This is a genomic window from Erysipelatoclostridium sp. DFI.2.3, assembly GCF_019132535.1.
GTDB lineage: Bacteria > Bacillota_I > Bacilli_A > Erysipelotrichales > Erysipelotrichaceae > Clostridium_AQ > Clostridium_AQ innocuum.
Genome location: NZ_JAHOOJ010000014.1, coordinates 16522 through 42437, shown reverse-complemented (window position 1 = coordinate 42437; position 25916 = coordinate 16522). Strand labels below are relative to the sequence as shown.

The following is a 25916-nucleotide window of genomic DNA, read 5'->3' as shown; positions in this document are numbered from 1 at the left end:
TTTTCGAATATTTTTCAATAAATGTAAATACTTTCAACATAAAACTTATATAAAAGTAAACGTGTTTACAGAAAATTAAGCATACCGGTCGTTTGTAAATGTTAAATTCGCCTGATTATAAGACCTGCATAAAAGGAGCCTGTAACGAACTCCTTTTACAGACTCCTCTATTATAATTGCTCACCGTTTGTTTCAATAACTCTCTTATACCACGCAAAGCTATCTTTTTTAAATCGATTTCCCGTACCGTTTCCCTGATCATCATAATCTACGTAAACGTGTCCGTAGCGCTTCGTGATTTGTGCACTTGTTGCGGAAACCAGATCAATGCCACTCCATGAGGTATAGCCCATAACATCAACACCATCTATTTCAACTGCTTTTTTCAATTCCCGAATATGCTGTCTGAGATAATCAATACGGTAGTCATCATGAATCCTTTTGTCCTCACACAATACATCTCTTGCGCCAAGACCATTTTCAGTTACAAACAGCGGTACCTGGTAACGGTCATAAAATTTATTCAAGGCAAGACGGAAGCCTACAGGATCGATTACCCAACCCCATTGTGTTCGTTGTAAATATGGATTTTCGAGCTTTCCAAGCATACGTTCATTATCTGTTAAATCTGGATCGTTATTCGGATTTATCGGGGCAATTCTAGTGAAATAATAGCTGAATGCAAGGAAATCCACCTTTCCCTCTGCTAAGATTTCATCGTCACCTTCCTGTTTATGTAAAACAACCTGCTTTTTTTTCAGAAAGCTGTCCGCATAATTCGGATATCTTCCTCTTACAAACACATCTGTATAATAGTAAGTTTCCCTGTCACATTCCAGCTGTTCCATAGCATCCTGTGGATTTGGTGTCTGTGCGTAGGCAAGTGTACCGCAAACCATGCACCCAATCTTTAAATCCGGATATGATCCATGACTGTAGGCTGTCACAAGTGCATGTGCAAGTAGCTGATGATGTGCTCCCTGAAACATATCCTGTTCCTTATTATCCTTACCTCTGATCAACAGACCTCCCGCACAAAACGGTATCGTACTGATAAAATTCATTTCATTAAAGGTAATCCAGTATTTAACTTTTTCATGAAAGCGGTCAAGTACTGTTTTCGCATATTTTACATAATGGTCAATAACGCATCTATGTTTCCATCCGCCATATGCCTGTACCAGATACAATGGCATTTCATAATGTGATATTGTTACAAGCGGTTGGATTCCCTGCTTTTTCAGCTCATCAAAAACGCGATCATAAAAGGCCAGTCCTTCCTCATTTGGTTTATCTTCAATTCCCTTCGGATAAATTCTTGTCCATGCAATTGACATGCGGAAACACTTAATTCCCATTTCCTTCATTAAAGCGATATCTTCTTTATAACGGTGATAAAAATCATTTCCTGTATGATAAGTATAATAACGTTCCGGATAAATCTTTAAATTCTCCGGGTATTCTCCGGCAGTTCCATCGTATAGAATATCTGCAGTGGAAATACCTTTTCCTCCCTCCTGCCAGGCACCCTCGCATTGGTTCGCTGCAGTGGCAACACCCCATAAAAAAGTTGACTTCATAACGTTTGTTTCCTCCTATTCATTTCCAGTTCATATAATGTTTCCACAAAGAATAATTCACTTTGTGTTGTCATAAGCGTATCCTGTGCATGAGAGAACAAAACGGTTACCTCAATATGTTTACCTTCAGCTTCTTCATGCAGTATATCCGTCTGCGCCTTGTGTGCAAGTAGAATGCTACCCCTAGCTTCCTCCAGCTGTTGTGCGATTGCATCCAAGTTTTTCCCCTCTGCGATACATTTTCCTGCATCCCGTAAAATATTTCTGGCATTTCCGGCATGCAGGATAATATTCATTGCAGCTGTGATCACGCATTCTTCTTTTGTCTGTTTCATACTGTCTATACCGTTTCCTTTCCTTCTTCCGCTGCTTCTTTTTTCATTTCCTGATTCTCATATACTTTAAAAAACGGAAGATAAATCAGATAAATCAATATAAATAACAGAATCCAGAAAATCACCCCTCTGAAGTCATAATTTGTAAGGAAGGTTGCTACAGGCTGTAGAAGGAAGTTCATTTGAAATGCTCTAGCAGGAATATCCACAAAACCCACTGTAAGAACCAGATAGACGAGCGAAGGTACTATAAAGGAGACCAGAAGGTAGGGAATCATCATAATCGGATTCCATACGACAGGCAAGCCGTACATAACAGGCTCATTGATATTGAACAGGGATGGAAATATAGCTGCCTTCCCAATCGCATTTATTTTTTTTGATTTTGAACGAAGCATTTGAATATTTAATGGCATTGTACAGCCCATACCACCCATGCAGCACCAACCGCAGAATACCACCTCAACTGTAGTGATGAAAACTGCATCCTTACCCGCTGCGACCAAATCTATATTGGCAGCAATATTATTTAACGCCAATGCAAGGAAAATCGGATACACAGCCCATGCGCTCAGTCCGAGACTGTAGCATAATGCCATAATAAAATACAATAATACAAAGCCTAAGTATGTATTTCCAATAGCTGCTATTGGAGACACTACTTCTTCCATCAGATCGAACAGGTTAACACCATTGCCAGCAATCAGGATAGCGATGCCGATAACAAGAAACACAGGCACGATAGATTCAAACCAGTTCACAACAATAGAAGGCAGACTCGTATCCTTTGAAAAAAGACCATGCTTGAAATAAACAGCGAAGATTGCACCAATCAATAAGCCGACCAGCAGTCCTACCGTCATCCCTCCAGTTCCGATATAACCTGCATTTAATGAAATATTACCTTCCTTGAATACCGGATTACACAACGCCAGTAATACAGAAACACCGGTAAATCCGGATATGAGTTTCGCACGATTCTGTTTCTTATTTTCCATGATATTATACGGAAGTATAAAGGCCAGAAAAATGCCAATCAATCCAAAGGAATACTGATTTACTAAAGACAAATCCGGTACCCATTCCCAAAAATTACGCAGAGTATTGATCAGACTAGCAATGGATCCTACCAGGATCATTGGCAATACTGTCTGAAAGCCGTTTTGTATTGCCATTACATAGGCATTTTGTGTAAACTTTGATATCTTTGAACTAAATGGACCTGCCAGCCAGGCAGTTATCCTCACATAAATGTTTTTCATATTTTCTCCTTTTCCCTCACTCATTTAACAATGACAGCACAGTGTCAAATCCTTTTTCTCCGTCCAATGTTGAATAAACGAAATTATCCAGTACTGCATATGGTTTATGATGCACAGCACAAATATCCCGTATCATGTCCTCATTGAATTTCATTTGCGGTGCAACGAGTACCACATCAAATTCATCGACAACCTCTGACAGCTGAGAATAACTGTATGCATCAGAAACAGCATCATAGCCCCTCGCTATTCCTGCCTTTCTAATCTTCTGTGCAATCATTCCACTTGATACACCATTTCCGCAAATCAGTAAAATCTTCATGTAATTCATCTCCTTTCACTCTTTGCATTTTCATTATCACATAAGCTCGAACATCTGTCTTTCCATAAATTTCCTAGGTATAGGAAAAGAATTATTTGGTACCTTTTGGTAAATATATTTATAATATATACATAGAGGGTATATTGGGAGAATAAGGAGATCGTTATGGATAAGAAAAAGAAACTGCTTGCTTTATTATCAAGTGCAAATCATCCTGTTACAGGAAAAGAGCTTTCTTCACGCCTCAACGTTTCAGATCGTACGATTCGAAATTATATCCGTGAAATAAATGAGGAAAAACTTATCATTCAATCTTCTAGCAATGGCTACTGGATAACAGTATTAGATAGTCCATGTAATAAAAGGAAGATTGAAAGTTCCCTCGTTTATGATTTCTCGTCACAAAATGAACGTCTTTTATATATAGCAGAAAGGATCATCACTTCATCAGAGGAAGCAGATCTTTATGATATAGCAGATGACATTTATATCAGCTATTCCACCATTGAGAAAGACCTGATACAAATTCGCGGTATTATAAAAGATTTCCATCTCACTCTTCTGCGTGGTAACGGGAAAGCCACCATCCAAGGTAGTGAAGAGAGCAAGCGTTCTTTTATACGCTATCTGCTTTCTCAACAAGATTCTGCAACTGTGCAAAATACGCTCCATGCCATATGTAAAGATATACATATTCCCTTCGATACGCTTAAGGATCTGATTACTTATCAAACCCGTCAGCAAAAGCTTTATGCCAGTGATTATGCGATAAAAAATATTTTAACACATGTCATTATAACTTTATCAAGATTACAAAATAAGTATTCTTTGCAATTACAAAGTTCTCCTTCGGCAAAGGAAAAGGAACCGGAAAGCATTTGTGCAGCAAATATCATTCAGGAAATAGAAACAAACTATAATATTATGTTTAATACAGAGGAGAAAAATCAGCTGATATTTTTACTTATGAGTAAAACTACTAGATTGGATCACAATAATCAAACTAGAAAGTATACACAGGATTTCATAAGTCTGGAATACATAGAGTTTACAAAACAGTTGGTAGAGAATATCAATTATATTTATTATATTGATCTAAACGATTCTGATTTTATTAACTTTTTCTCCCTCCATTTGAAAAACGTATTGTTTCGATGGAACAACAATACCTTTAATACCAATCCTTTCAGTGATCAGATTTTTATTCAGAATCCGCTCATCTATGATATTGCCGTTTATATAGCGAATGAAATTCGAAATAGATATCACTGTAAGCTGAATAAAGATGAAATCACCTTCATATCTTTACATATTGGAGCAGTTATCGAAAAAAAAGCGGAAGAAAGCCATACGTATAAAGCCCTGCTTATAATGAATGAATACTATTATCCGGTTTCAAATTACCTTTATCAATTCCAAAAAGAATTTCAGAATAAAATTGACATAGTTTCCATTATGCAAAGTATTCATTCGATAGATACAGAAGGTATAGATTTTATCATAGATGCGTCCGGAGAACAAAACAGATCATATGCTGTTCCAATGGTATATATCAGCCCTCTTTTCGATAGAAAAGATTTGAATAAAGTATATGATTTCCTTAATAAACTTATTGACCAGCAACATACAAATACGATGAAGCATCAATTCCATTCCTTTTTCTCTAAGGATATGTTTGAACTGGAGCATTACGAGCTTGATGCAAATGCCATGATAAGATATATCTCACAAAAACTTATTGATGCAGGAATTGCACCTGCATCCTTCACACAGTCTGTCTTGGAGCGTGAAGAAATAACCTCAACAAGCTTTGACAACAAAGTTGCAATACCACATTCTATACTTTGTTCGACAAGCAGAAACTGCTCTTATGTAATCGTCAATAAAACGCCAATGAAATGGGGCTATTTTGAGGTCAATATTATAATTATGATTGGTATAAATCACAATCAGAGAAGATTTTTTAAAGAGCTTTATAGTAATTTATTGGAAAAGCTCCAAGATATGACCATCATACAGGAATTGATCAAAGTAAAGTCCTACGATGCGTTCATTAAACTTCTTACCGGTGAATGCTGATATATTTTTTACTCTGAAACAAACTGCGTGGAAAAGCAGAGGACTTAAAATCCTCTGCTTTTTCTAGTGGTATTAAGCGTTTTATAATATTCCTGAACCTGCCTCATGATTGTCAATTTTCCAGATCTTCGCAATCCTGTAATCACTTTAATTACATCCATATCTTTAAAGCAAGCAATTTTAGAATGTAATTCTCACGATATAGCATAAACTTCACCCCTTCATTTCGATTATACTCGAAATAAATTATGTTTTTAATCACTTTATCGACTATAATCGAAATTTTTCGTTAATAGGTTGTGACAAATAAGATGGTATCCTAAAGCTAACGCTTCTCCAGTAATATCAATTTTTGAATGCTATACGAAAAACACGCTTTCTCTGTTTGATCAAATAGGATTTTGCGTGTTTTTCGATTTCACGACTGTTTGTTGTCCCAAATGATTCCAGTATCACAAACAGCATCAATTCTTTTCTTTTATCTGTTTTTATTAAGCTTTGTTATATAACAGGATTTCTTATAAAATGCAATTCCATATCCAATAAAATCAGTATATCCATCTGCAAGATATCCCTCGATATATTGTTTTTCTCTAATTTGTTCTGCGGCTGCTTCACTCTCCGCTTTTAAACTTCTCAGGGATGCAGCATGTTTGCACTCGATGATCAGTCCTCTTTTCGAAAAATCATCCGGTATCACAGCCAAATCAAACCTTCCCATTCCAGATTCACGATTTGAAATGACATGAAATTCCTGAAGCATACCTGTCAGAAATCCATGATAGAAATCTTCCTTCGCATCAAAATAACTGATGGATTGAAATAAAATTGCATTCAATACTTTTCTTGCTTCTTCTTCATCTCCTTTGTATAATGCTGTATAAAAGGAAGTACTGTTTTTCTTTATGACTGCATCAAACCACTGTGAGAATATCTGAACATAAATCATTTCGATTTCTTTATTTGGAATCTTTAAGTAATATCGGTATAAGTCTGATGATTTTTCAATTTTTAAATATCCAGTAAATAACAGAAAACTGTAAATATTATCAATATCATCCATTTCTCGATACGTTAATTCTGATTTAATATTCTTTTCAATTGCATTTCCTTTCATCAATTCATCAAACTCGACTTTCATCTGTGCAGTTCCCTGTTGAATGTAGCGATAAATGATCTCATTACCACTGGTGTTTGCCCAGAATGATTCAGGTACTGGCGATTCCTCCATACCTTTTTTTACATACTTCAAAACGCTCCAGGGATTATATACCTCCGTTTGATTGAACAAATAACCATCACGCCTTGGGCGGGCAGCGCCTACCACTCTTTCACAGTTGCTTCGCAAGAAATCATATCATAGGATTCTAATAGTTCTTTTGTTTCTTCTGATGTAAAGCCAAAACAACTGCTTGATTTTCTTTGAAGTATAGAATATACATTAAAATTATTCAAGCCTGTAAATACGCTCTCTTTGGCGATTCTTAAACAGCCTGTCAATACGCCTTTCCCTAACGCGTCATTCGTTTTCAAAGCTGTACTGAATACATTTCTAAGAAACTCTATCATTTCATCATAGTAGCCATTAAGATAGGCGCTTTGCAGTGGAACATCGCGCCTTGGGCGGGCAGTGCCTATTCATCAATTAAAATGATCGTCTTTTGTTCATAATGTTTTTCCAGAAAAACACTTAAATTGAATAAGGCATCCATAAGTTTATTTACTGGGGCAGCTTCATTCAAATACTGTGACAATAGTTTTCTTTCTGACTCTCGTAATTTAGGGCTATCCAACAGCTCAGCGTATTGATCAACCAGCATAGAGATGATAGATTTAAATTTATCTATTTGCGCTTCAAAATGATTCCTTTTCATATCCTTCAATGTCAAAAACAAAACAGGATACTGATTCTGATGTTTACATGCTTCTTTATCCTTTGAGATTTCTAATCCATTAAACAAATAGCTGTTTTCTTTTTCCTTGTTGGAAAAGAAATAGTATAACACGCCATGGGCGGGCAGCGCCTGCTCATATTTAGCGTTTTCCCAAATCTTCTTGGTCTGGTGTACAAAGCAACCTTTTCGCTAGAAACATCTTTAATCAGCGCCGTTTTATCTACATAATAATACTTATTATCAATCAATTCTTTGAAGTTTTCTATTCCAATCGGCAGCATTTTCATAGGATCATCAGCTCCTTTTTATAGTATCGTCATTATATCACATTTTTATCTTTCCAAGTTCTCTTTTTGAGGTAAACGGAGAGAAACATGCATATGGAACTATGCTTTATTTATTATCATATCCTATTTTCAGTAGAGTGTTTTTATTTCCTTGAATACCTCCCATGTCTTTGGCGTATTTCCCCCTAATCATTTCTAGTATAAAACGTAGATCTACCACCGCCATGACGGGTGATTTCACCCTCATCCACCAATATCTTCAGGGCCTTTTCAACTGCAGCACGCCGAAGTGCAGGTAAGTACTCAACGATCTGAGCTTTTGTAAATTTGCCTATTTGTTCCTTTACGGCATTTCGCACCATTTCCAGAGCCGGTTTCTTTTCTTCGACCAATTCTAAACGATTTTCGAAATCTCTATAGCAAGCTAAAATGACGCCTAGAAGATATTTGATAAAGGGTGTGACATCATTGTCTCCTTCATGCCATCCCTCATCGATATCCTGCAATGCTTCATAATAATTTAATTTTGTTTTAGCGATTTTAGTTTCTATACTGATATATTTTCCCACCTCAAATCCGCTCTTATAAAGAAGCAATGCGGTCATAAGTCTTGACATGCGACCATTACCATCATTAAAAGGATGAATACACAGAAAATCTGTGATAAAGGATGGAATTAACAGCAAGGGTTCAATATCAGCAGCGATTGCCTGATTGTAGCTTTCACAAATTACATGGATTGCCTGTGATGTTTCATAGGGAGCTAACGGCTGAAATCGAACAGCTCTGGTTCCATCCGCTCGTACTTCTGTAATGTAATTTTGCGTATTCTTGAATTTTCCACCAAAGGATTCTCCTGAATAACTATATAGAACCTTATGAAGCTGCAGGATATAATTGCTTTGGATTGGTATATATTCATGACTTTCATGAATCATGTTCAGAACATCTCGATAGCCGGCAATCTCTTCTTCATCCCTGTTTCGCGGTGATGTCTTCTCGTTGACCAGCTGTTTAATTCTTGTATCCGTCGTAACAATACCTTCAATTTGATTGGATGCTTCCGTACTTTGTACTTTCGCAATTTCCACTAGCTTTTCCAAACTCATCGGTTTCTGTTTGATATAGAGTTCCTGTTTTCCCTTGTATTCATGGATTTTAGCAATCAATGTTAAGACTTCCAAATCCCATTTTTTATCTCTAATCTTCAGATAGTCAAAAGATCTCATTCTGTACCACCTCATTATTCTCCTATTATAGCAAAAATTCAGGAGAAAAGCTAAGGCTCATAGGAGAATAATAAAGATAATCTCCTATCAATTCCCATATTCTCCTATAATATTGTATAAAATAGGGGAATAAAGAATATTGTAGGAGAATACGATATCATTTCAAATTCATTACGATGATGGAACAGGCATATCCTAAGGATCTCATCAACATTCGTATATTTCAAGTTTGTTCTATAAACATTTCCCGCAGTCATGAGTTTAAATTGTAAAAATGAAAAAAGCGATTCTATTGCTGAACCGCCTTTTGCTATGCTACTTCAAATGTGCGTCGAACCAGTCTGCCATTTCCTGCAGTCTGCGTAATCTATGCTTTGGTTTTCCACTCCTGCTCAGCTCATGATTCTCCTGTGGAAACAGACACATGCGGCTTTCCACATCATGATACTGTAAAGCCGTAAACATCTGCAGTCCTTCACTCAGCGGACAATTATAATCCTCCAGGGAATGGATAAACAGGGTTGGCGTCTTTACCTTGTTTGCATATGCCAGCGGAGAAGCCGTCCACATCGTCATGACATCCTTCCACGGTGTTGTCTGCATCTCATTAGGATCAAAGGTATAGCCGATACAGCTCGTACCGAAATCCGATGTCCAGTTTGCGACACTGCGCTGGGAAGCGGCTGCCTGAAACCGGTCTGTCTGTGTGATGATCCAGTTTGTCATAAAACCTCCATAGCTTCCGCCAAGCACACCCAAGCGCCCGCTGTCCAGTTGTGGGGTTTCCTGCAGCACCACATCCGTAAACGCCATCAAATCCTCATAATCTATCGTACCGTATTTCCCCCGCAGGTCCGCATACTCCTCACCGAAGGAATCACTGCCCCTTGGGTTTGTGTAAAATACCATATACCCCATGGATGCAAACATCTGCATTTCATGGTTGAAAACATTTCCATATGCGCAGCGCGGTCCTCCATGAATACTCAACAGACCCGGATACCGGTTTCCTTCCACATAGTCAGCCGGATATAAAATCCAGCCCTTCTGTATACCTCCCTCACGATTGGTATACAGAATTTCTTTTGGCTGCACATGCCGATGCGTCTGTAAATACTCCGCATTCCATGCTGTGAGCTTCTGACAATCATCCTGCTTGCGGTAATAAATTTCCTCCAGCGCATTTTCTTCCATTTCCAGTGTATACCAGCCCTGTGCGCTCACGGCAATATCCCGTATCACATTGGCTTTTGGTGTCAGACAGATATCCCTGCCATCCATGGACAATGCGTACAGCAGGCAGCGACCTTCCTCATTTTTCAGATGGTAAACAATCTGGTTCTTCATCATGATGGATGTGGAGGCTCCGACATGGCAGTCACTCACTATATTGCAATATGCGTAATGCTCGCAGTCCAGCAGCTTTTTCACACCCTGTTCTTTCGTCCAGACATAAATATCCGCCGCCTCTTCATTGCCATACTGCTGCATATCCGTTCCTGTGAAAACAACGGTATCCTTCTCACAGGTAACTGCTTCAATGCGTAAGGTGTCACAGTTGAGAAGCTCTGTTTGACGCAGGGTATCTGTGGTAAAGGTAAAAATCCCCTGTGTCAGCGGCTTCTTTGTGGAATACTCCTGCGCGCTACATACAATTTGCGTATTTGAAACCGACAGGTTTTCCACATGCCAGTTTCCTGCAAACAACGCTTTGGATGTCTGACTTTCCTCATAATAGACATACAGGTGGTTTCGTTTCCCGCTGATATAGCCGACACCGTTATCCCAGAAGGGAATCTGTGTCAGCACGATGGTGTCATCATCATTCTGTTTCTGTACGGATTCCTCTGCCAGATAGGCATAGTGCTGCACACTTATCCTCTCCAGCTGGACAACATTCGCAGGTATTGTAAAAGCCGGTGTGGTGCATAAGGTATCCAGATGCAGACGAACAAATTCCGTTTTCTGTTCCTTTGCAGGCTTTTGAATCAGCAGCGTATGTTCATTTTCCCACAGAAAGGCGGAAAACTTCTGCTTCTGATAGATACAGAAATTCCTCTTTCCCTCCAACAGCCACAGATTTTTTTCGTACGTATCACTTGCTTCCGCCATCTGCGTATGCACATAAACCAGACGGTTTCCGGAAGGTGATGCTTTCAAGCCGCTCAACAGATGCAGCTGATAGAGATCGGTTTTCTCTACACCCTTTTTCATCCCTTATTTCCTCTTTCCTGCATATGCTCTTTCAATAGTTCACAGATTTCCTCATATGCCGCATTGACATCCGTATTCTTCACAGTATGGCGAAAGAGTGTGGACAGCTCCAGTTCAACAAGCGCCTTGTTAATTCTGCGCTGTGCGCTTGCCGCATCATCCCGATACCGCAGCATGATCTGTTTCTCCAGTTCCTCCATGCTTTCCGGTTCCACGAATACGCACAGAGCGTCCGGATATTGCAGCTTGATCTGCCCAACACCCTGTGCTTCCACCTCAACCATGACATTTTTCCCACTATTTAGCAGAAAATCCACCTGATGCTTTGGTGTTCCATAGTAATAGCCGTCAAACTCTGTATACTCCAGCAGCTCACGATTTCGCAAAGCCTGCGCAAAGGCTTCATGATTGACAAAATAATAATCCCTGCCATCCACTTCCTCCCCGCGTTTTGGACGGGTTGTCATGGAAATGGAATAATTCAGATGTAGTTGTTCATCACCAAGCAGCCGGTCACGGATATCCTTTTTTCCCACACTGCTGGCGCCGGTTAATACAAACAGCAAACCCTTGTTCATGATGTTTCCTCCCGGTATCTTATGCAGCAGGAATGAGTGCCGCATACCATACCTTTTCCTTTCTTTCAAAAAAACGAAAACACAGCCGGATGGACAGTGCTTCGTTTTCCTTTTATATGATCACATTATTTTTCATACAGGAAGCAGGCAACCGTTCGTTTCCCTACGTTTACCATTCCCGGCTTTTCCCTGGCACAGCGCTCTGTGGCATTGGGACAGCGGGTACGGAATACGCAGCCGCTCGGGGTATCCAGCGGACTCGGCAGCTCGCCCTCCAGTACAATGCGCTTTTTTTCTCTGGCAACACGGGGATCGGGAATCGGTACCGCTGATAATAAAGCCTGTGTATACGGGTGAAGCGGGCGGTGATACACATCATCACTGTCTCCGATTTCCACCAGATTTCCCAGATACATGACACCGATTCGGTCGGATATATGCTTTACCATGCTTAAATCATGCGCAATAAACAGATAGGAAATGCCCATTTCCTTCTGGATATGCTCCAGCAGATTGATAACCTGTGCCTGTATGGAAACATCCAGTGCACTGATGGGCTCATCACAGACGATGAACTGCGGATTCAGGGCAAGTGTTCTGGCAATTCCAATACGCTGACGCTGTCCGCCGGAAAATTCATGCGGGTAACGGCGGATGTGATCCGGCTTCAGCCCGACGATATCCAGCAGCTCGCGAACCCGCTGCTCCCGTTCTTCCTTCGTGTTGAAAATATGATGAATATCCATTGGCTCACGGATAATTTCTCCTACCGTCATACGGGGATTCAGACTTGCATAGGGATCCTGAAAAATCATCTGTACATTCCTGCGGAATTCCGCAAGATGGCTGCCTTTGATTTTCGTAACATCCTCTCCATGGTAATACACCGTTCCGCTTGTGGGCTCATAAAGCTTGACGATTGCACGACCGGTGGTACTTTTTCCACAGCCGCTTTCTCCAACAAGTCCAAAGGTTTCTCTCGGATAGATTTCAAAGCTGACACCGTCCACGGCCTTTACCACCTGCTTTTTTGTGAACAGACCGCCCTTGACCGGGAAATGCACCTTCAGGTTTTCCACCTTCAATACTGCATCACTCATTGGACTTCACCACCTTTGCATGCCTTGGGATGCTGCAGCCAGCAGGAACAGCGATGCGTAGCAGATATCTGTGTTTCCTGAGGCATATGCAGCTTACATATCTTCATTGCAGATGCACAGCGATCCGCAAACGGACAATTCTCCTGAATATTCAATAAATCGGGAGGACTTCCGGGAATCGGATGCAGCTCCTTTTTTTCCAGCTCATTCGGATTGGAAATACAGGACAGCAGACCGATCGTATACGGATGCTGCGGATGTTCAAAGATTTCAAATACTGTCCCGGTTTCAACGATTTTTCCACCATACATAATCGCGATACGATCACAGATACTTGCCACAACACCAAGATCATGCGTAATCATGATAATACCGGAATCAATTTCCTCCTTCAGATGGGAAATCAATTCCAGAACCTGTGCCTGTATGGTCACATCCAGCGCCGTTGTCGGCTCATCCGCGATAATGATTTTCGGATCACAGGCGAGTGCGATTGCAATGATGATACGCTGCCGCATGCCACCGGAAAACTGATGCGGATACTGTCGTATTCTGGCTTCCGGAGAAGGAATGCCAACCTTTCGCATCAATTCGATTGCGCGCTTTTTCGCTTCTTCCTTTGATATATCCATGTGATTCAGAATCGGCTCCATTAACTGCGTTTCAATACGCAGAACCGGATTCAGAAAGGTCATCGGGTCTTGAAAGATCATTGCCAGATCATTTCCACGGATGTGATCCATTACCTGTTCATATTCCTTACGGTCGGAAAAAGCCTTTGGCGATATTTCCTTGCCGTCAATGGTGATACTGCCATCCTTCACGATCCCGTTGCCTGACAGCAGCCCCATAACGGAAAACATCGTCTGACTCTTTCCGGAACCGGATTCCCCTACGATTCCCAAAACCTCTCCCTTATCCACAGACAAAGACACATCACGCACGGTGTGTACCATACCGTTTTCTGTTTCAAAATCGGTAGAGAGGTGTTGTATTTCCAGCATACTCATATGATTCCCTCCCTACTTCTTCTTTTTCTTCGGATCCAGGGCATCCCCCAGACCGTCACCGATAAAGTTTAATGCAAGCATCGTCAGACAGATTGCCAGAATCGGCCACAGTGTCTGCAGCGGATACGAGGTCAGGGTACTTCTTGCCTCATTTGCCAGCGTTCCCCAGCTTGCCTGCGGTGCGCTCAGACCGATGCCCAGAAAGCCCAGAAAGGCTTCATAGAATATCGCACTTGGAACCAGCATTGTGACAGATACGATGATCGGCCCCATACTGTTGATAATCAGATGCTTGAAAATAATACGTCCGGTTCCCGCTCCCAGCACCTTGGCTGCAAGGGAAAACTCCTGTTCCTTCAGCGTCATGACCTGTGCTCGTACCTGCCGGGCCATCCCCATCCAGGAGGAGATACAGATACCGATCAGAATGGAGCTCATCGACGGTCCCATGACCACAACGATCATAATGACATACAGCATATCCGGGATGGAATACATCATATCCACAAACCGCATCATTGCCATATCAATTTTACCGCCGAAGTAGCCGGCTATTCCTCCGTAGAGAACACCGACACCAAGAGAAATCAGCGCTGCCGCAAAGCCGACGCTTAAGGAAACACGTCCGCCCCACATGATACGAACCAGAATGTCACGACCGAATTTATCGGTACCCATCAAATGCTGAAGGGACGGACCTATATTGCGCAGCTCCAGATTCTGTCCGTCATAGGTATAGGGGGATATCATTGGTATGATAATCGCACACAGCAGCATGAACATCAGAAAGCAGAAGCCTACAAATGCCAGCTTGTTCTGTCGGAACCGATGCCATGCATCCGCCAGATAGGTCCGGCTTTCATATGCTATTTTTTCCGCATTTTTTTCAGAATCATCCAGACGTTCAAACAGATCGTCGCTCAATTCTTCCTGCAATAATTTATCACTCATAGCCTTCACCTCCTAATCCAGCTTGATCCGCGGATCAATAATGGCGGACAGGATATCTGTAATCAGATTAAAGGTGATGACAAGAAAACCAAGGAATATCGTCAGCCCCATGATAATCGGATAATCTCGTGTTGTAATACAGGATACAAATGCACTGCCGATACCCGGTATCGAGAAAACACTCTCGATGACGAAGCTTCCCGTCAGCATGAAGGCGAACATCGGACCTGCATAGGTCACCACCGGCAGCATGGCATTCTTCAAAGCATGCTTGATGACAACCTTCTTATACGGCGTACCTTTGGAGCGAGCCAGAATGATATAGTCCTGATTCATAACCTCCAGCATACTGGAACGGGTCAGTCTGGCTATCATAGCGATTGGATAAAACGCAAGTGAAAGCGCCGGCATGATGTAATTCAGCGGGCTGTTCAAGCCGATAAACGGCAAAATATGCAGCTGTACCCCAAATACGATCAGCATGATCATCGCAATCAGAAACGACGGTACGCTGACACCGATCGTTGCCACAAACATACACAGGTTGTTCACCCACTTATGCCGTGATAACGCTGCCCCGGTTCCCAGTGCGATTCCTCCCACCAGTGCCAGGACAAAGGCAATCAGCCCCAGACGTGCGGTTACCGGAAAGCCGGTTTTAATATAATAGGAAACGCTGCGTCCGGTATTGATCATACTTTCTCCGAGATTCCCCTGTGCGACCCCCTTCAGGTAGATCACATACTGCTCCACCAGCGGCTTATCCAGATTATACTTTGCCTCTGCGGCAGCCAGTGCCTCCGGTGTCTTATACTTCGCCAGGGAAAATGGTGATCCCGGCGTTGCCTTCATCAGAAAAAATGTAACGCTGGCTAATACAAACAGTGTCACAAATCCGATCAGCACACGTTTGATGATATACTTTGGCATTCAAACAACCCCTTTTCTCATTCTATAATAGAAGGATACTCCCGATGACTATATCCCGCTGTGTTAATTCGGATTTTTGGTAATACTTAACACCTTGTATCCATTTGCTTCCAGATCACTTGCCAACGCGTCTGTCTGGAAGGTATCAATACGGATGATCATATCCGCAAAGCCGTTGTGCTGAGAGTATACCCCCAGATGGGTGATATTACAGTTATTGCGGACAAAGATTTCCGAGATTTTACCGATCGTTCCCAGCTCGTCCTTGACTTCAATGCAGACACGGCTTCCGCTTGTACGATAGCCCAGAATATCCAGGAATGCAGAAAGAACATCGTTGCTGGTCAGAATGCCGACAACCTCATTGGCATCATTGACAACCGGCAGACAGCCGATATCATGCTTATACATCAGCAGTGCCGCATCCTCCAGAAAACGGTCCTCGTGAATCGTGATAACATCGCGAATCATAATCGCGTCCACGCTTGTCTTTGAAAGCAGGTAATTCAGCTCATAAATACTCAGACTGGTTGCCTTGCTGGCACCCTTTTTGGAGATCATGCCCTCCGTAACCAGTCCGACCAGCTTTTTACCGCTGATGACCGGAATACGGTGCAGCTCCTTTTCACTCATGATATCGACAACATCGCTGATTTTACTGTTCACATCGATACAGATCGGATGCTTTGTCATTCTGTTTTTTACGTACATAGTATTATCCTCCCAGGTATGCTTTCTGAATTTCCGGACTGTTGACCAGTTCTGCACCGGTTCCCGTCATGACGATATTGCCGGTTTCCATAACATAGGCACGATCCGCAATGGACAATGCCATCTTTGCATTCTGTTCAACAAGCAGAACGGTTGTCCCTTTTTCATTGATATCCTTGATGATATTGAAGATTTCCTTTACCAGAATCGGCGCAAGCCCCATGCTCGGCTCATCCAGCAGCAGAATCTTCGGCCGGGCCATCAGTGCCCTTCCCATCGCCAGCATCTGCTGTTCTCCTCCGGATAAGGTGGAAGCATCCTGTGAGCTTCGCTTCTCCAGAATCGGAAACCGCTGGTAGATATCCTGCAGATCCGCTTTGATGCCGTCCTTGTCCTTACGCAGATAGGCACCCATCAGAAGATTTTCATATACACTCATACCGGAGAAGATATGCCGTCCCTCCGGTACCTGTGTGATACCTTCCTTTACGATATTCTTGGCACTGACCTTGTTCATGGATTTTCCAAGGAACACAACCTCTCCGCTCGTCTTCTTCAGCAGGCCGCTGATGGTTTGAAGCAGCGTTGTCTTACCGGCGCCGTTGGCACCGATCAGCGAAACGATTTCGCCTTCCTTAACCTCCATGGATACATCCTTCAATGCATGAATTACGCCATAGTGGACATTTAATTTTTCTACCTTCAGCATCTTAAATATCCTCCCCCAAGTACGCCTTGATGACGCGCTTGTCATTCTTAATCACTTCCGGAACGCCGTTGGCAATGCATTTTCCATAATCCAGCACATAAATTCGCTCACAAATCGTCATGACCAGCGACATATCATGCTCAATCAGGATCACGGTCAGATGGAAGTCATCCTTGATCTGGTGAATCAGTCTGGTCAGATCTGCTGTTTCCTGTGGATTCATACCGGCTGCCGGTTCATCCAGAAACAATACCTTCGGCTTTGTGGCAAGCGCTCTGGCGATTTCCAGACGGCGCTGTTCCCCATAGGGAAGGTTGCTGGCAAGCTCATTTCGCTTGTCGTACAGATGAACCACCTTTAACAGCTCCTCTGCCTGCTGCTCCACACGTTCCTCCTCACGATAATAGTTTGGTGTACGCAGGATTGCCTGCAGGGTTCCGTATTTAATATTCTTATGCATTGCGATTTTCACATTATCCAGCGCTGTCAGATTTTTAAACAGACGGATATTCTGGAAGGTTCTCGCCAGCCCCATACGCGTTACCGCATACGGCTTCATACCGCCGATTTCCTTCATCGCGCCATCGACATTCAGCTCGATTTTCCCCTCACTCGGTTCATAAACACCGGTAAGCAGGTTGAACAGCGTCGTCTTTCCGGCACCGTTTGGACCAATCAGTCCAATCAGCTCCTGTTCATTGATTTCCATATTTACATTGGACACCGCACAAAGACCACCAAAGTTCTTTGTCAGTCCGCTGACCTTCAACAATGCCATATTAACGCACCTCCTTCTTTTTCGAGAACCGCCTCAGCAGACCCGAGAAGGTGAATTCCTTGGTTCCAAACAGGCCCTCCGGACGAAAGACCATGATCAGTACCAGTGCTGCCCCGTAAATAATCATACGGACATCTGCGAAATTCTGAAGATACATATTGATAAAGCCGATAACAACCGCCGCAACAATGGATCCGGTAAAGCTTCCCATACCGCCGAACACCACCAGAATCAGGATGTCCACGGATTTATTGAAGGTGAACAGGTCCGGCTTTACAACATAGAAGTTGCAGGCATACAAGGCACCTGCCAGAGATGCCAGAACAGCACCGATCACAAAGGCGATTGTCTTATATTTTGTCGTATTGATTCCCATTGCCTCGGATGCTATTTCATCCTCACGGATGGAAATACAGGCACGCCCGGGTGCACTGCGTGAAAAGTTCAGTACAATTAACAGGGATACGATCAGGCAGAACAGCAGCAGCGGCCAGGTCGTCAGCTTCGGAATACCGAACAGTCCGGCAGCCCCGTTGGTAATCGTCATATTCAATACGATGATACGAACGATTTCAGAAAAACCAAGCGTCGCTATCGCCAGATAGTCCCCCTTCAAGCGCAGGGTTGGTATCGCAACAACCAGAGCGACAAGCGCGGAGATCACACCGCCGATCACAACGGCAAGCGCAAAGCCGCCCAGATTCGGTGTTGCCTTGGTAATGATGGCAGCCGCATAGGCACCAATACACATAAAGCCGGCATGTCCCAGAGAGAACTGACCGGTCACTCCGATGATCAGGTTCAGGGAGATTGCCAGAATCATGTTGATTCCGATGGTATATAAGGTACTCTGATAATAGAAGTTGATTACACCGCCCTGCATGAGCAGCGTGATGATCGTTAACAATGCCGTTGTGAATAAAATCCAGCAAAGGTTCAGCTTACTAAAGATATGTTTCATACGCCTACACCTTCTCTTTCACATTTTTGCCCAGCAGTCCTGCCGGCTTGATGATGAGGATCAGAATCAAAATGGCATATACAACGGCATCCTTATATAAGGAGCTTCCGTATGCTGTGACAAGCGCCTCTACAATGCCGATGAAGAAGCCGCCGAACATCGCACCCGGAATGATACCGATTCCGCCGAATACCGCAGCGACAAACGCCTTGATACCGGGAACCATTCCCATCAGCGGGTTGATCGTATTGTAATACATACCAACCAGAACACCGCCGGCTCCGGCCAGTGCGGAACCGATGGCAAAGGTATAGGAAATCGTTGCGTCCACATTGATCCCCATCAGCTTTGCCGCATCCGCATCCACGGAAACAGCACGCATGGAGCGTCCGATTTTCGTCTTGCGTACGATAAACTGCAGTGCAAGCATCAGAATGATGGTGATCGCCAGAATGTAAATCTGCTGCATCTGAATCTGGATGCCGAACACATGGAAGGTTTGATTGCTCAATACAGACGGATAGGTTTTAACCCCCGGCCCCATGATCTTCTGTGTGGAATATTCCAGAAAATAGCTGACACCGATTGCCGTAATCAATGCCGCAATTCGTGTAGCATTACGCAGTGGTTTATACGCAATGCGTTCGATAATAACACCCAGCACACCGCAAACCACCATGGCCAGCAGCAGTGCCGGAAAAAAGCCCAAATGTAACTGTGCTATGGAGATGAATCCCACATAGGCACCAAGCATGTAAATATCACCATGCGCAAAGTTGATCAGCTTGATAATACCATACACCATCGTATATCCCAATGCAATCAGAGCATAGATACTGCCAATGGAAAGACCGTTTACCAGCTGTTGAAAAAATTCTGTCATAACTTCACCCCTCTATACTGGAAAATAGGAGAAAGAATATCTTTCCCCTATTCTATACTTCATCGTATTCTACTATTTGTTTGGATCAACTTCAACTGCATTTTTCTGTTCGCCGTCTACCAGCTCAACAACAAGTGCAGCCTTCTTCGGTGTATGTGTTTCATCAAATGTGAAATCTCCGGTTACTCCCTTGAAATCAAGCTCAGTCATAGCCTTCTGTGCTGCTTCCGTATCTGCACTTCCTGCTTTTTCAAAGGATTGAATCAAGACGTTCGTCGCATCATATGCCAGAGCGGAGAACATGCTTGGATCTTCATTATATTCTTTCTTGTAGTCCGCAATAAACTGTGTCAGTGCATCACTTGCATCCACGGTTGTATAGGCTGTTGTAAAGAATACATCGTTCAGGTTCTTGTTTCCTGCCAGCTTCACAAGGTCGGTAGAATCGAATCCGTCACCGCCGACGATTGGTACATCAATTCCCATTTCACGAGCCTGCTTGATAATCAGACCTACCTCATTATAATAGCCTGGGATATAGATCACATCAAAGTCCATTCCCTTGATTTTTGTCAGCTGTACGTTGAAATCGGTATCCTTTGCCTGATAGTTCAGCTCGGTTACGATGTTTCCGCCTTTTTCCTTGAATTTATCTTGGAATGCTTTTGATAAACCTTTTGCATAATCAGAGCTGGAGTCGGAAATGACAGCAGCCTTGGTTTTCTTTAAGGTATCCTTAGCATAAACTGCCATGGCAGCTCCCTGATAAGGGTCTTCGAAGCAGACACGGAATACATACGGATACACGCTTTCCTTCGTCTTACCGTCCTGCAGCGTCACATTGGTTGCAGTTGCGGATGGTGAAACAACCAGCACCTTATTATCGGTAGCAATCTGGTAGGTTGCCGCAGAAGCGCCGGAGGTTGCCGGTCCTACAATCCCCTTTACACCATCGGATGTAATCAGCTTGGTAGCTACGTTTGTGGATTCATCCGCCTGTGATTTATTATCCCCTTTTATTGCCTTATAGCTGAACTTGTTGTCCTTGTTTGCATTTGCCTGTTTGATGGCCAGCATGGAGCCGTTGTATTCCGGCGTACCATAGTTTGCTGTCTCCCCGGACAGCTCATAGTTTAAACCGATTTTGATTTCGTTTGTATCTCCATCACCGGAGCCTGCATCACCGCTGTTTCCACAGGCTGTCATCGTTGTCAAAGCCATACAGCTGACTGCTGCCATGGCCATAAATTTCTTAAAATTTCCCATGTTCCTCTCTCCTCTTTTCATTTTCCTTATATCAATTACCGTTAAAATTGATAGTTCTATTATATTCGCTCACGGATTCTTTTTCAAGTGTTTTCTGCAAATTTTTCACACATTTTCATGACATTATGTAATTTATTACAGTACTCCATCTGTTTTTCTTGCAATGCAGTTTGTAATAGTCAGGTTTTTTCTTATTCAATGGGTAAAAGCCATACCGGCAGCATTCCGATATGGCTTTTGATTAAAAAAAAGCCCTGCTTTAATAAACAGAGCTTCGTTCTCCATCCCAAGGTTCGATTTTCAGCTTTGTAAAGGTGACCTGCTTACCAGCGCCATAGGAGGATACACCTGTGATGATCTGATTAGCGCCCACCTGATCCGCAAACTGGGTATTCATTGCTCTGCCTGCCGGAATCAAAGCATCCTTATTTAGCAGAGTATCGTTGATCACAATGTAAATGGAGCAGTTTTCATTATCTCTGTTATATTTCACAAACACCCGAAGCGTAACCGGACGGCCATTCAAAGCAGGCAGTTCGGCTTTTGGAATCCGATGATATACCTGATGATTGGAATACTCCACATACTGATCATGTTGATTGAGATTTTTCTGAAATCCCTGATTGATAATCACAAGATCCCCATTGTCCTCAAACTTCAAAATATTCCCCATTGCAGTATAGTTCGTTCTGCCTTCCTCTCCTTCACTGGTCACATTCGCAGAGCCGCCAAATTGAAAGGCGATGGATTGCAGGGTATCCGGCATAATTGATGTCAGTTCCACTGAGGCCATGTAATCCCCCTTTGCGGGTAGCTTGGTATGCTGTATAAAAGCTCCCGATTCATTTTGCAGGATAATGCTTTTCTGTTCCTTGTCATAGACAGCAGTGCTGTCTGCCACGGTATCCACCATTTCATAGTGAAAGAAATCATCGATCGTAATTTCTCGGTGAAAGGTAAGCTCACCGCTGTAGGATTGAGAATGCGTATAGACTGCGGCGCTATCCGAAACGGAAGATAGCACAATCGCGCACAGCAGAACAACAGCAAGCATTGCATAATTTCTCATTCCTGCATTCCTCCTTACTCTGTAATAAACCCTTTCTTTTTCAGATAGGCGAGAATCGGTTTGTAGTAATACAGCATAAACGCCGGAATCAACAATAGAATCAGCCTTCCTAAAACAGTATTGGCAAACAGGATGATCGCCCCCAGCCATCGGCTTCTTCCGCTGTAGCGTCCATAGACCGCATCGCGTGCTATGACTTTTTCATAGGCTCCTTTTTTCACATCGTCCGTATACTTCAAAATATCAACGGAAAGCTTTTCTCCCTTTACCGCCTTGATGCTTGCGACCTGCGGACCGTCATCCTCATGGTACAGAACACTATGCCCGGCATGCAGTGGCTCCTGTTTGTCGATTGCATCAAAGAACGCCAAATCATTATACATAATCTGCGGCTCCATGGATTCCGTATGGAAGACAAACGGTATCACACCGAAGAAGTTGGTTTCCCGCTCCGGTGAGGATAAGGATACAAACAGCACGAACACATTGATCAGAACACCGGCCGTGATTAGTAAAACCATGGCCAGATTCACCAGTGTATCCATTCCCTTTCTGCGCTGTCTGCGTACATACTGCTCCTCGACCTCACGATATCCGTCCTCCTGAAGAACAACGATATTCACATCCTCACCCATATCCATATCCCGTTCATAAAATGGAAAATTAGTATACTGGGCAATTCGCTTCGCCCGAAAGACAACCACTAGAACACAGAGGATAATCATAATGATAAAGTACAACAGGTAGGAGCATTGCGACAGATCAAATAAATTCCCGGGTGTACTCATCCATATACGATCACTGATCAGATGATAATAACCGCATTGCAGTCGCAGCATCCAGATGCATACCGCACCGATGATAATCACATACCGTGCATTCCTCTGACGGCTGATGAACAAAGAGGCGCTCATGGTGATCAGGGACAAAAAGATCAGATCAATCAGTCCGCATATATATAAGGGAAGCATATATGATACGACAAACGGATATTTCAGAAACATGGTCAGAAACAGCGTTGCCAAAAAACCGATGGTATAGTAGGCAATCACCTCGGACAACCGCATCAGCAGCTTGACGAGAATCATGCGATGAGGCGCATAACCGTTTTTTGCCAGAGTATACCATTTATTTTGTGAGATTTCCGCATAGGTCAGAAAATCATAATAGCGAATCATGTAGGCCGTGTATAAGATAAAGGCCATGACAATATACAGGGAGAGTGTGGAAAAGTAGCTTGGCATCATCAGCTGCGGCAGAGCGGTGGATAATACGCTGCGCGTCAGGGTCTGCAGCATGAAATGCAGGGAAAAGGTTAAAAGAGCTACGATGATTCCGTAAAAGAAAATCTTGTTGCGGCTCTCTTTTCTTTCAACAAACGCCTGCTTCTGTTCCTTTGTAATTATATTATGGTTGTAAATCATGATGGTTTCTTATTTCCTTCCAGGCATTTTCCACACACAGTGGATGGCGGCGGATACTATCCGGATGCAGCTGATGCTCGGTAAGCAGTTTCCAGATGCTGTGATAGGTATCCGTTTTCTGTTCCTGATCCCAAACATATAACGTTTGCTCCCGTTCCAGAACCGTATAGTCGCTGTGCGCCGTTTCTATCGCATGTCGTATAGCTGTAATATGTGCATCCTGTATAATCGTACTCAGGTGATCCCAGGTTTGCACAAAGGCTTCTACCGTTCCCGTATAGAGCAGCCTGCCATCATATAAAGGAGCGATATGCGTTGCACAGCGTTCGATCAGCTGATAGTCAAATGTGGAAAACAGCAGTGTTCGCTTCTGTTTTTGGATTTCTTCACAGATTGCGGCAATTGCCTGAAGACTGCGTTCATCGTATTCCAACCGTGCCAGATTCCAGATAATCAGTTTACTTTCCGTGAACAGTGATACAAGAAGTGTGACCACAGATCGCTCAGACGGTGTGAGATTTCCTATTACGGATAACGCGACATAGCCCATGTTCAGTTCCATGATTTTCTCCAGTATACGTTTCTGCCTGACTGCCGCATCCCCCTGCTCACGCGCTGTGATATACATCAGATACTCCAGTACATTCATATTGGTAAACAGCATATTTGTACTTCCTATATAATATACATGTGGAAGGATGGTTCTTTTTTTGCGCATCATGCCCTTTTGCGCAAGTACACAGCGTCCGTCCTTGTAGGGTCTTGCATTTGCTATAATTTCCAGCAGCAGTCGCACTTCGAACGCACTGGTGCCAAGGATGGCCCACACCTCGCCCTCCAGCGCCTCAAAGTTAATATCCGAAAACACCTGTTTTGGATCCTGCTGCGGACTCTGATAATATTCCATGGAGCCGACATGCTCCATCAGTACGCACTGAGCGCGTTTCTTCGCTTGTTCCATAGCGATCACCTAATCACTTTCCGATGTGAACCGGAAGGGTAGCTTCATCACATAAACGGCCTGTATGCGATCCGGTGTGAGGATATTGGGGTCTACAGAATTAGCGGGATTATCGCCCTTGGTACGATATCCAATCGCTCCCTTTTCCTGTATCACCTCAACAATACGGTGTGTTATAGTTACTCCGTTATCCTGAAAGGTGACAATATCTCCGACCGCAAGCTTTGCCGCGTCCTTTGGAATGCGGGAGAGGATGAGTGATTTTACAGGGATAGTCGGTACCATACTGCCGGTTTTCACTTCATATATCTGATAACCGCATACAGTCGGTACCTCTCCCCTGCTTCTTGCATCCTCCACCTGCAGCCATGTGATAAACAGAAAGGCAATGATAAGCACGCCTGCCAGATTACCAATCAGCTTGAACAGCTTTCTTCTGGCAATGCGCGTATGTGCCTTGCTGTCGAGATCATGTGCATGCTCCAGTTCGTCCAGCATTGCCTGCAGCTGTGCTTCGCTGGTATACACATCCTGCTTCATTTCCTGTATGTTCCTTACTTATTTATTGGCGGGCTTATATTCCGGCTGGTTCATACTCTGCAAGATTGCTGCATCCGTGGTCTGCGTACCGGTCACTGTTACAGAAATACCGGATAGCGTGTCTCCCGGATTCGCCTGTCCGTCATCTTTAATAGCGCCATCACTACCGATTGCCGTATCCAGCGCATCATTGCTTCCAGCCGTATCCTTCCAATAGAAGCCAAGCTTATAGGTGCTGTCTTTTTCAACATTCGGAGCAAATTCACCGAGCTTCTCTAATTCAATCGTTGTGCTGCCATCTGCTCTTGTTCCACTTGCCAGTGCGACATCCTTATCACCATCCACGCGATATAACGTGCATACAAGATCCGGCAGTGCCGCTGCATTTTTCAAATCCACCTTCAGCTTCAAATCCATCGGAACCTCGGTAACGATATGCTCCTTATGATTCGTCACCTGGAAATCCCAGAATTCTTCGTTTCCCGGAGCCAGCTTTATGTTAATTTTATCCGTTGCTGTAGAGTTTATATAAAACTTTTTCGCGCTTACCGTATCATTCGTTGCTCCGGCAAGTGTATCTGCATGTGTGTAAACGGCCATGGTTCCCGCAACCATGGATGTAGCGATTGTAAGTGCTAAAGCACCCATAAATAACGTTTTTTTCATTTGTCTCTTTCCTCTCTCTTCCTAATCTGCAGCAGTGCTGTGATGGTCATTGCCACATTCATCGCAAATGGTATATACCACTTGGTCTATACCATATAATACTAGGACACAAAAATAAATGCAAGCGTTTTCTTAACATTTTATGGAAATTTTCTGAAATAAAATGAATGTTTTAT

Annotated in this window: 27 protein-coding genes; 1 reads left to right on the top strand and 26 read right to left on the bottom strand. The window is 43.2% G+C overall.

Translation table 11 applies throughout. The annotated features are described in order from the left end of the window. Positions 1-170: 170 nt before the first annotated feature. Genes KSZ58_RS14695 through KSZ58_RS14680 form a run of 4 tightly spaced genes read right to left on the bottom strand, consistent with a single transcriptional unit; the run spans position 171 to position 3499 of the window. Positions 171-1580: a glycoside hydrolase family 1 protein gene (locus tag KSZ58_RS14695; protein ID WP_008818550.1), complete on the bottom strand. Its 1410-nt coding sequence runs from the start codon at positions 1578-1580 to the stop codon at positions 171-173. After that, the gene (locus KSZ58_RS14690; protein WP_008818549.1) at positions 1577-1915 is read right to left on the bottom strand and encodes a PTS lactose/cellobiose transporter subunit IIA; all 339 of its coding nucleotides are present in this window, start codon (positions 1913-1915) and stop codon (positions 1577-1579) included. Before KSZ58_RS14690 ends, KSZ58_RS14695 begins: the two co-directional genes overlap by 4 nt. Positions 1916-1920: 5 nt before the next feature. Then, a complete protein-coding gene (locus tag KSZ58_RS14685) occupies positions 1921-3177 on the bottom strand; it encodes a PTS sugar transporter subunit IIC (RefSeq protein ID WP_022300283.1) in 1257 nt (418 codons plus the stop codon). A 16-nt stretch (positions 3178-3193) separates the two neighbouring features. Then, positions 3194-3499 (bottom strand): PTS sugar transporter subunit IIB, encoded by a 306-nt coding sequence (locus KSZ58_RS14680; protein WP_008818547.1) that lies wholly within the window; start codon positions 3497-3499, stop codon positions 3194-3196. A 165-nt stretch (positions 3500-3664) separates the two neighbouring features. Here KSZ58_RS14680 and KSZ58_RS14675 point away from each other — a divergent pair, with 165 nt between their 5' ends. After that, the gene (locus KSZ58_RS14675) at positions 3665-5578 is read left to right on the top strand and encodes a PTS sugar transporter subunit IIA (RefSeq protein WP_009269787.1); all 1914 of its coding nucleotides are present in this window, start codon (positions 3665-3667) and stop codon (positions 5576-5578) included. Between the two features lie 478 nt (positions 5579-6056). Here KSZ58_RS14675 and KSZ58_RS14670 read toward each other — a convergent pair whose 3' ends face one another. The 22 genes from KSZ58_RS14670 to KSZ58_RS14565 all read right to left on the bottom strand — a co-directional run bounded on the left by KSZ58_RS14670 (position 6057) and on the right by KSZ58_RS14565 (position 25740). Next, a complete protein-coding gene (locus KSZ58_RS14670) occupies positions 6057-6830 on the bottom strand; it encodes a PD-(D/E)XK nuclease domain-containing protein (protein ID WP_008818545.1) in 774 nt (257 codons plus the stop codon). Positions 6831-6898: 68 nt separating this feature from the next. Next, the gene (locus tag KSZ58_RS14665; RefSeq protein ID WP_009587805.1) at positions 6899-7147 is read right to left on the bottom strand and encodes an AAA family ATPase; all 249 of its coding nucleotides are present in this window, start codon (positions 7145-7147) and stop codon (positions 6899-6901) included. Between the two features lie 65 nt (positions 7148-7212). Then, positions 7213-7539 carry an AAA family ATPase gene (locus KSZ58_RS14660; protein ID WP_009587790.1) on the bottom strand — a complete coding sequence of 109 codons (327 nt, stop codon included), beginning with the start codon at positions 7537-7539 and terminating at the stop codon, positions 7213-7215. Continuing rightward, positions 7524-7760 carry an AAA family ATPase gene (locus KSZ58_RS14655; RefSeq protein ID WP_008818543.1) on the bottom strand — a complete coding sequence of 79 codons (237 nt, stop codon included), beginning with the start codon at positions 7758-7760 and terminating at the stop codon, positions 7524-7526. The genes KSZ58_RS14660 and KSZ58_RS14655 overlap by 16 nt, the downstream gene beginning before the upstream one ends. 185 nt (positions 7761-7945) lie before the next feature. Continuing rightward, entirely contained in the window at positions 7946-8989 is a 1044-nt protein-coding gene (locus KSZ58_RS14650; RefSeq protein WP_008818542.1) for a Fic family protein, read from the bottom strand. A gap of 315 nt (positions 8990-9304) precedes the next feature. Further along, positions 9305-11203 carry a S9 family peptidase gene (locus KSZ58_RS14645; protein ID WP_009269788.1) on the bottom strand — a complete coding sequence of 633 codons (1899 nt, stop codon included), beginning with the start codon at positions 11201-11203 and terminating at the stop codon, positions 9305-9307. Beyond that, positions 11200-11781 carry a guanylate kinase gene (gene gmk, locus KSZ58_RS14640; RefSeq protein WP_021420132.1) on the bottom strand — a complete coding sequence of 194 codons (582 nt, stop codon included), beginning with the start codon at positions 11779-11781 and terminating at the stop codon, positions 11200-11202. Before gmk ends, KSZ58_RS14645 begins: the two co-directional genes overlap by 4 nt. Before the next feature lie 125 nt (positions 11782-11906). Next, positions 11907-12881, bottom strand: coding sequence for an ABC transporter ATP-binding protein (locus tag KSZ58_RS14635; protein ID WP_009269790.1), 975 nt, complete (start codon positions 12879-12881; stop codon positions 11907-11909). Beyond that, on the bottom strand, positions 12878-13891 hold the full coding sequence (locus KSZ58_RS14630; RefSeq protein ID WP_009269791.1) for an ABC transporter ATP-binding protein: 1014 nt from the start codon (positions 13889-13891) through the stop codon (positions 12878-12880). Before KSZ58_RS14630 ends, KSZ58_RS14635 begins: the two co-directional genes overlap by 4 nt. Positions 13892-13903: 12 nt before the next feature. Beyond that, positions 13904-14842: an ABC transporter permease gene (locus tag KSZ58_RS14625; RefSeq protein WP_008818537.1), complete on the bottom strand. Its 939-nt coding sequence runs from the start codon at positions 14840-14842 to the stop codon at positions 13904-13906. Positions 14843-14854: 12 nt separating this feature from the next. Continuing rightward, positions 14855-15772 carry an ABC transporter permease gene (locus tag KSZ58_RS14620; RefSeq protein WP_008818536.1) on the bottom strand — a complete coding sequence of 306 codons (918 nt, stop codon included), beginning with the start codon at positions 15770-15772 and terminating at the stop codon, positions 14855-14857. Between the two features lie 63 nt (positions 15773-15835). Continuing rightward, complete coding sequence (locus KSZ58_RS14615; protein WP_002607326.1) at positions 15836-16483, bottom strand: CBS and ACT domain-containing protein; 648 nt, start codon at positions 16481-16483, stop codon at positions 15836-15838. Between the two features lie 4 nt (positions 16484-16487). Then, entirely contained in the window at positions 16488-17192 is a 705-nt protein-coding gene (locus KSZ58_RS14610; protein ID WP_002607325.1) for an ABC transporter ATP-binding protein, read from the bottom strand. A 1-nt stretch (position 17193) separates the two neighbouring features. Further along, a complete protein-coding gene (locus tag KSZ58_RS14605; RefSeq protein ID WP_008818535.1) occupies positions 17194-17970 on the bottom strand; it encodes an ABC transporter ATP-binding protein in 777 nt (258 codons plus the stop codon). Position 17971: 1 nt separating this feature from the next. Continuing rightward, entirely contained in the window at positions 17972-18931 is a 960-nt protein-coding gene (locus KSZ58_RS14600; RefSeq protein ID WP_008818534.1) for a branched-chain amino acid ABC transporter permease, read from the bottom strand. A 4-nt stretch (positions 18932-18935) separates the two neighbouring features. Continuing rightward, positions 18936-19814, bottom strand: a complete 879-nt coding sequence (locus tag KSZ58_RS14595) for a branched-chain amino acid ABC transporter permease (protein ID WP_002607322.1) — start codon at positions 19812-19814, stop codon at positions 18936-18938. Between the two features lie 72 nt (positions 19815-19886). Continuing rightward, positions 19887-21080 carry an ABC transporter substrate-binding protein gene (locus tag KSZ58_RS14590; protein ID WP_002607321.1) on the bottom strand — a complete coding sequence of 398 codons (1194 nt, stop codon included), beginning with the start codon at positions 21078-21080 and terminating at the stop codon, positions 19887-19889. A gap of 259 nt (positions 21081-21339) precedes the next feature. Beyond that, positions 21340-22149 (bottom strand): hypothetical protein, encoded by an 810-nt coding sequence (locus tag KSZ58_RS14585; protein ID WP_008818533.1) that lies wholly within the window; start codon positions 22147-22149, stop codon positions 21340-21342. Positions 22150-22163: 14 nt separating this feature from the next. Continuing rightward, positions 22164-23573 (bottom strand): hypothetical protein, encoded by a 1410-nt coding sequence (locus tag KSZ58_RS14580; protein ID WP_009269793.1) that lies wholly within the window; start codon positions 23571-23573, stop codon positions 22164-22166. Then, a complete protein-coding gene (locus KSZ58_RS14575; protein WP_009269794.1) occupies positions 23557-24534 on the bottom strand; it encodes a hypothetical protein in 978 nt (325 codons plus the stop codon). Before KSZ58_RS14575 ends, KSZ58_RS14580 begins: the two co-directional genes overlap by 17 nt. A 9-nt stretch (positions 24535-24543) precedes the next feature. Beyond that, on the bottom strand, positions 24544-25074 hold the full coding sequence (locus tag KSZ58_RS14570; RefSeq protein WP_008818530.1) for a signal peptidase I: 531 nt from the start codon (positions 25072-25074) through the stop codon (positions 24544-24546). A gap of 18 nt (positions 25075-25092) precedes the next feature. Next, positions 25093-25740, bottom strand: a complete 648-nt coding sequence (locus KSZ58_RS14565; RefSeq protein ID WP_009269795.1) for a hypothetical protein — start codon at positions 25738-25740, stop codon at positions 25093-25095. Positions 25741-25916 lie beyond the last annotated feature (176 nt).

What these genes read in the sequence shown, in the direction of transcription:
- KSZ58_RS14695 (WP_008818550.1), bottom strand. Translation starts at nt 1,580, where the DNA reads ATGAAGTCAACTTTTTTATGGGGTGTTGCCACTGCAGCGAACCAATGC.
- KSZ58_RS14690 (WP_008818549.1), bottom strand. Translation starts at nt 1,915, where the DNA reads ATGAAACAGACAAAAGAAGAATGCGTGATCACAGCTGCAATGAATATT.
- KSZ58_RS14685 (WP_022300283.1), bottom strand. Translation starts at nt 3,177, where the DNA reads ATGAAAAACATTTATGTGAGGATAACTGCCTGGCTGGCAGGTCCATTT.
- KSZ58_RS14680 (WP_008818547.1), bottom strand. Translation starts at nt 3,499, where the DNA reads ATGAAGATTTTACTGATTTGCGGAAATGGTGTATCAAGTGGAATGATT.
- KSZ58_RS14675 (WP_009269787.1), top strand. Translation starts at nt 3,665, where the DNA reads ATGGATAAGAAAAAGAAACTGCTTGCTTTATTATCAAGTGCAAATCAT.
- KSZ58_RS14665 (WP_009587805.1), bottom strand. Translation starts at nt 7,147, where the DNA reads ATGATAGAGTTTCTTAGAAATGTATTCAGTACAGCTTTGAAAACGAAT.
- KSZ58_RS14655 (WP_008818543.1), bottom strand. Translation starts at nt 7,760, where the DNA reads ATGAAAATGCTGCCGATTGGAATAGAAAACTTCAAAGAATTGATTGAT.
- KSZ58_RS14650 (WP_008818542.1), bottom strand. Translation starts at nt 8,989, where the DNA reads ATGAGATCTTTTGACTATCTGAAGATTAGAGATAAAAAATGGGATTTG.
- KSZ58_RS14645 (WP_009269788.1), bottom strand. Translation starts at nt 11,203, where the DNA reads ATGAAAAAGGGTGTAGAGAAAACCGATCTCTATCAGCTGCATCTGTTG.
- gmk (WP_021420132.1), bottom strand. Translation starts at nt 11,781, where the DNA reads ATGAACAAGGGTTTGCTGTTTGTATTAACCGGCGCCAGCAGTGTGGGA.
- KSZ58_RS14635 (WP_009269790.1), bottom strand. Translation starts at nt 12,881, where the DNA reads ATGAGTGATGCAGTATTGAAGGTGGAAAACCTGAAGGTGCATTTCCCG.
- KSZ58_RS14630 (WP_009269791.1), bottom strand. Translation starts at nt 13,891, where the DNA reads ATGAGTATGCTGGAAATACAACACCTCTCTACCGATTTTGAAACAGAA.
- KSZ58_RS14625 (WP_008818537.1), bottom strand. Translation starts at nt 14,842, where the DNA reads ATGAGTGATAAATTATTGCAGGAAGAATTGAGCGACGATCTGTTTGAA.
- KSZ58_RS14620 (WP_008818536.1), bottom strand. Translation starts at nt 15,772, where the DNA reads ATGCCAAAGTATATCATCAAACGTGTGCTGATCGGATTTGTGACACTG.
- KSZ58_RS14615 (WP_002607326.1), bottom strand. Translation starts at nt 16,483, where the DNA reads ATGTACGTAAAAAACAGAATGACAAAGCATCCGATCTGTATCGATGTG.
- KSZ58_RS14610 (WP_002607325.1), bottom strand. Translation starts at nt 17,192, where the DNA reads ATGCTGAAGGTAGAAAAATTAAATGTCCACTATGGCGTAATTCATGCA.
- KSZ58_RS14605 (WP_008818535.1), bottom strand. Translation starts at nt 17,970, where the DNA reads ATGGCATTGTTGAAGGTCAGCGGACTGACAAAGAACTTTGGTGGTCTT.
- KSZ58_RS14600 (WP_008818534.1), bottom strand. Translation starts at nt 18,931, where the DNA reads ATGAAACATATCTTTAGTAAGCTGAACCTTTGCTGGATTTTATTCACA.
- KSZ58_RS14595 (WP_002607322.1), bottom strand. Translation starts at nt 19,814, where the DNA reads ATGACAGAATTTTTTCAACAGCTGGTAAACGGTCTTTCCATTGGCAGT.
- KSZ58_RS14590 (WP_002607321.1), bottom strand. Translation starts at nt 21,080, where the DNA reads ATGGGAAATTTTAAGAAATTTATGGCCATGGCAGCAGTCAGCTGTATG.
- KSZ58_RS14585 (WP_008818533.1), bottom strand. Translation starts at nt 22,149, where the DNA reads ATGAGAAATTATGCAATGCTTGCTGTTGTTCTGCTGTGCGCGATTGTG.
- KSZ58_RS14580 (WP_009269793.1), bottom strand. Translation starts at nt 23,573, where the DNA reads ATGATTTACAACCATAATATAATTACAAAGGAACAGAAGCAGGCGTTT.
- KSZ58_RS14575 (WP_009269794.1), bottom strand. Translation starts at nt 24,534, where the DNA reads ATGGAACAAGCGAAGAAACGCGCTCAGTGCGTACTGATGGAGCATGTC.
- KSZ58_RS14570 (WP_008818530.1), bottom strand. Translation starts at nt 25,074, where the DNA reads ATGAAGCAGGATGTGTATACCAGCGAAGCACAGCTGCAGGCAATGCTG.
- KSZ58_RS14565 (WP_009269795.1), bottom strand. Translation starts at nt 25,740, where the DNA reads ATGAAAAAAACGTTATTTATGGGTGCTTTAGCACTTACAATCGCTACA.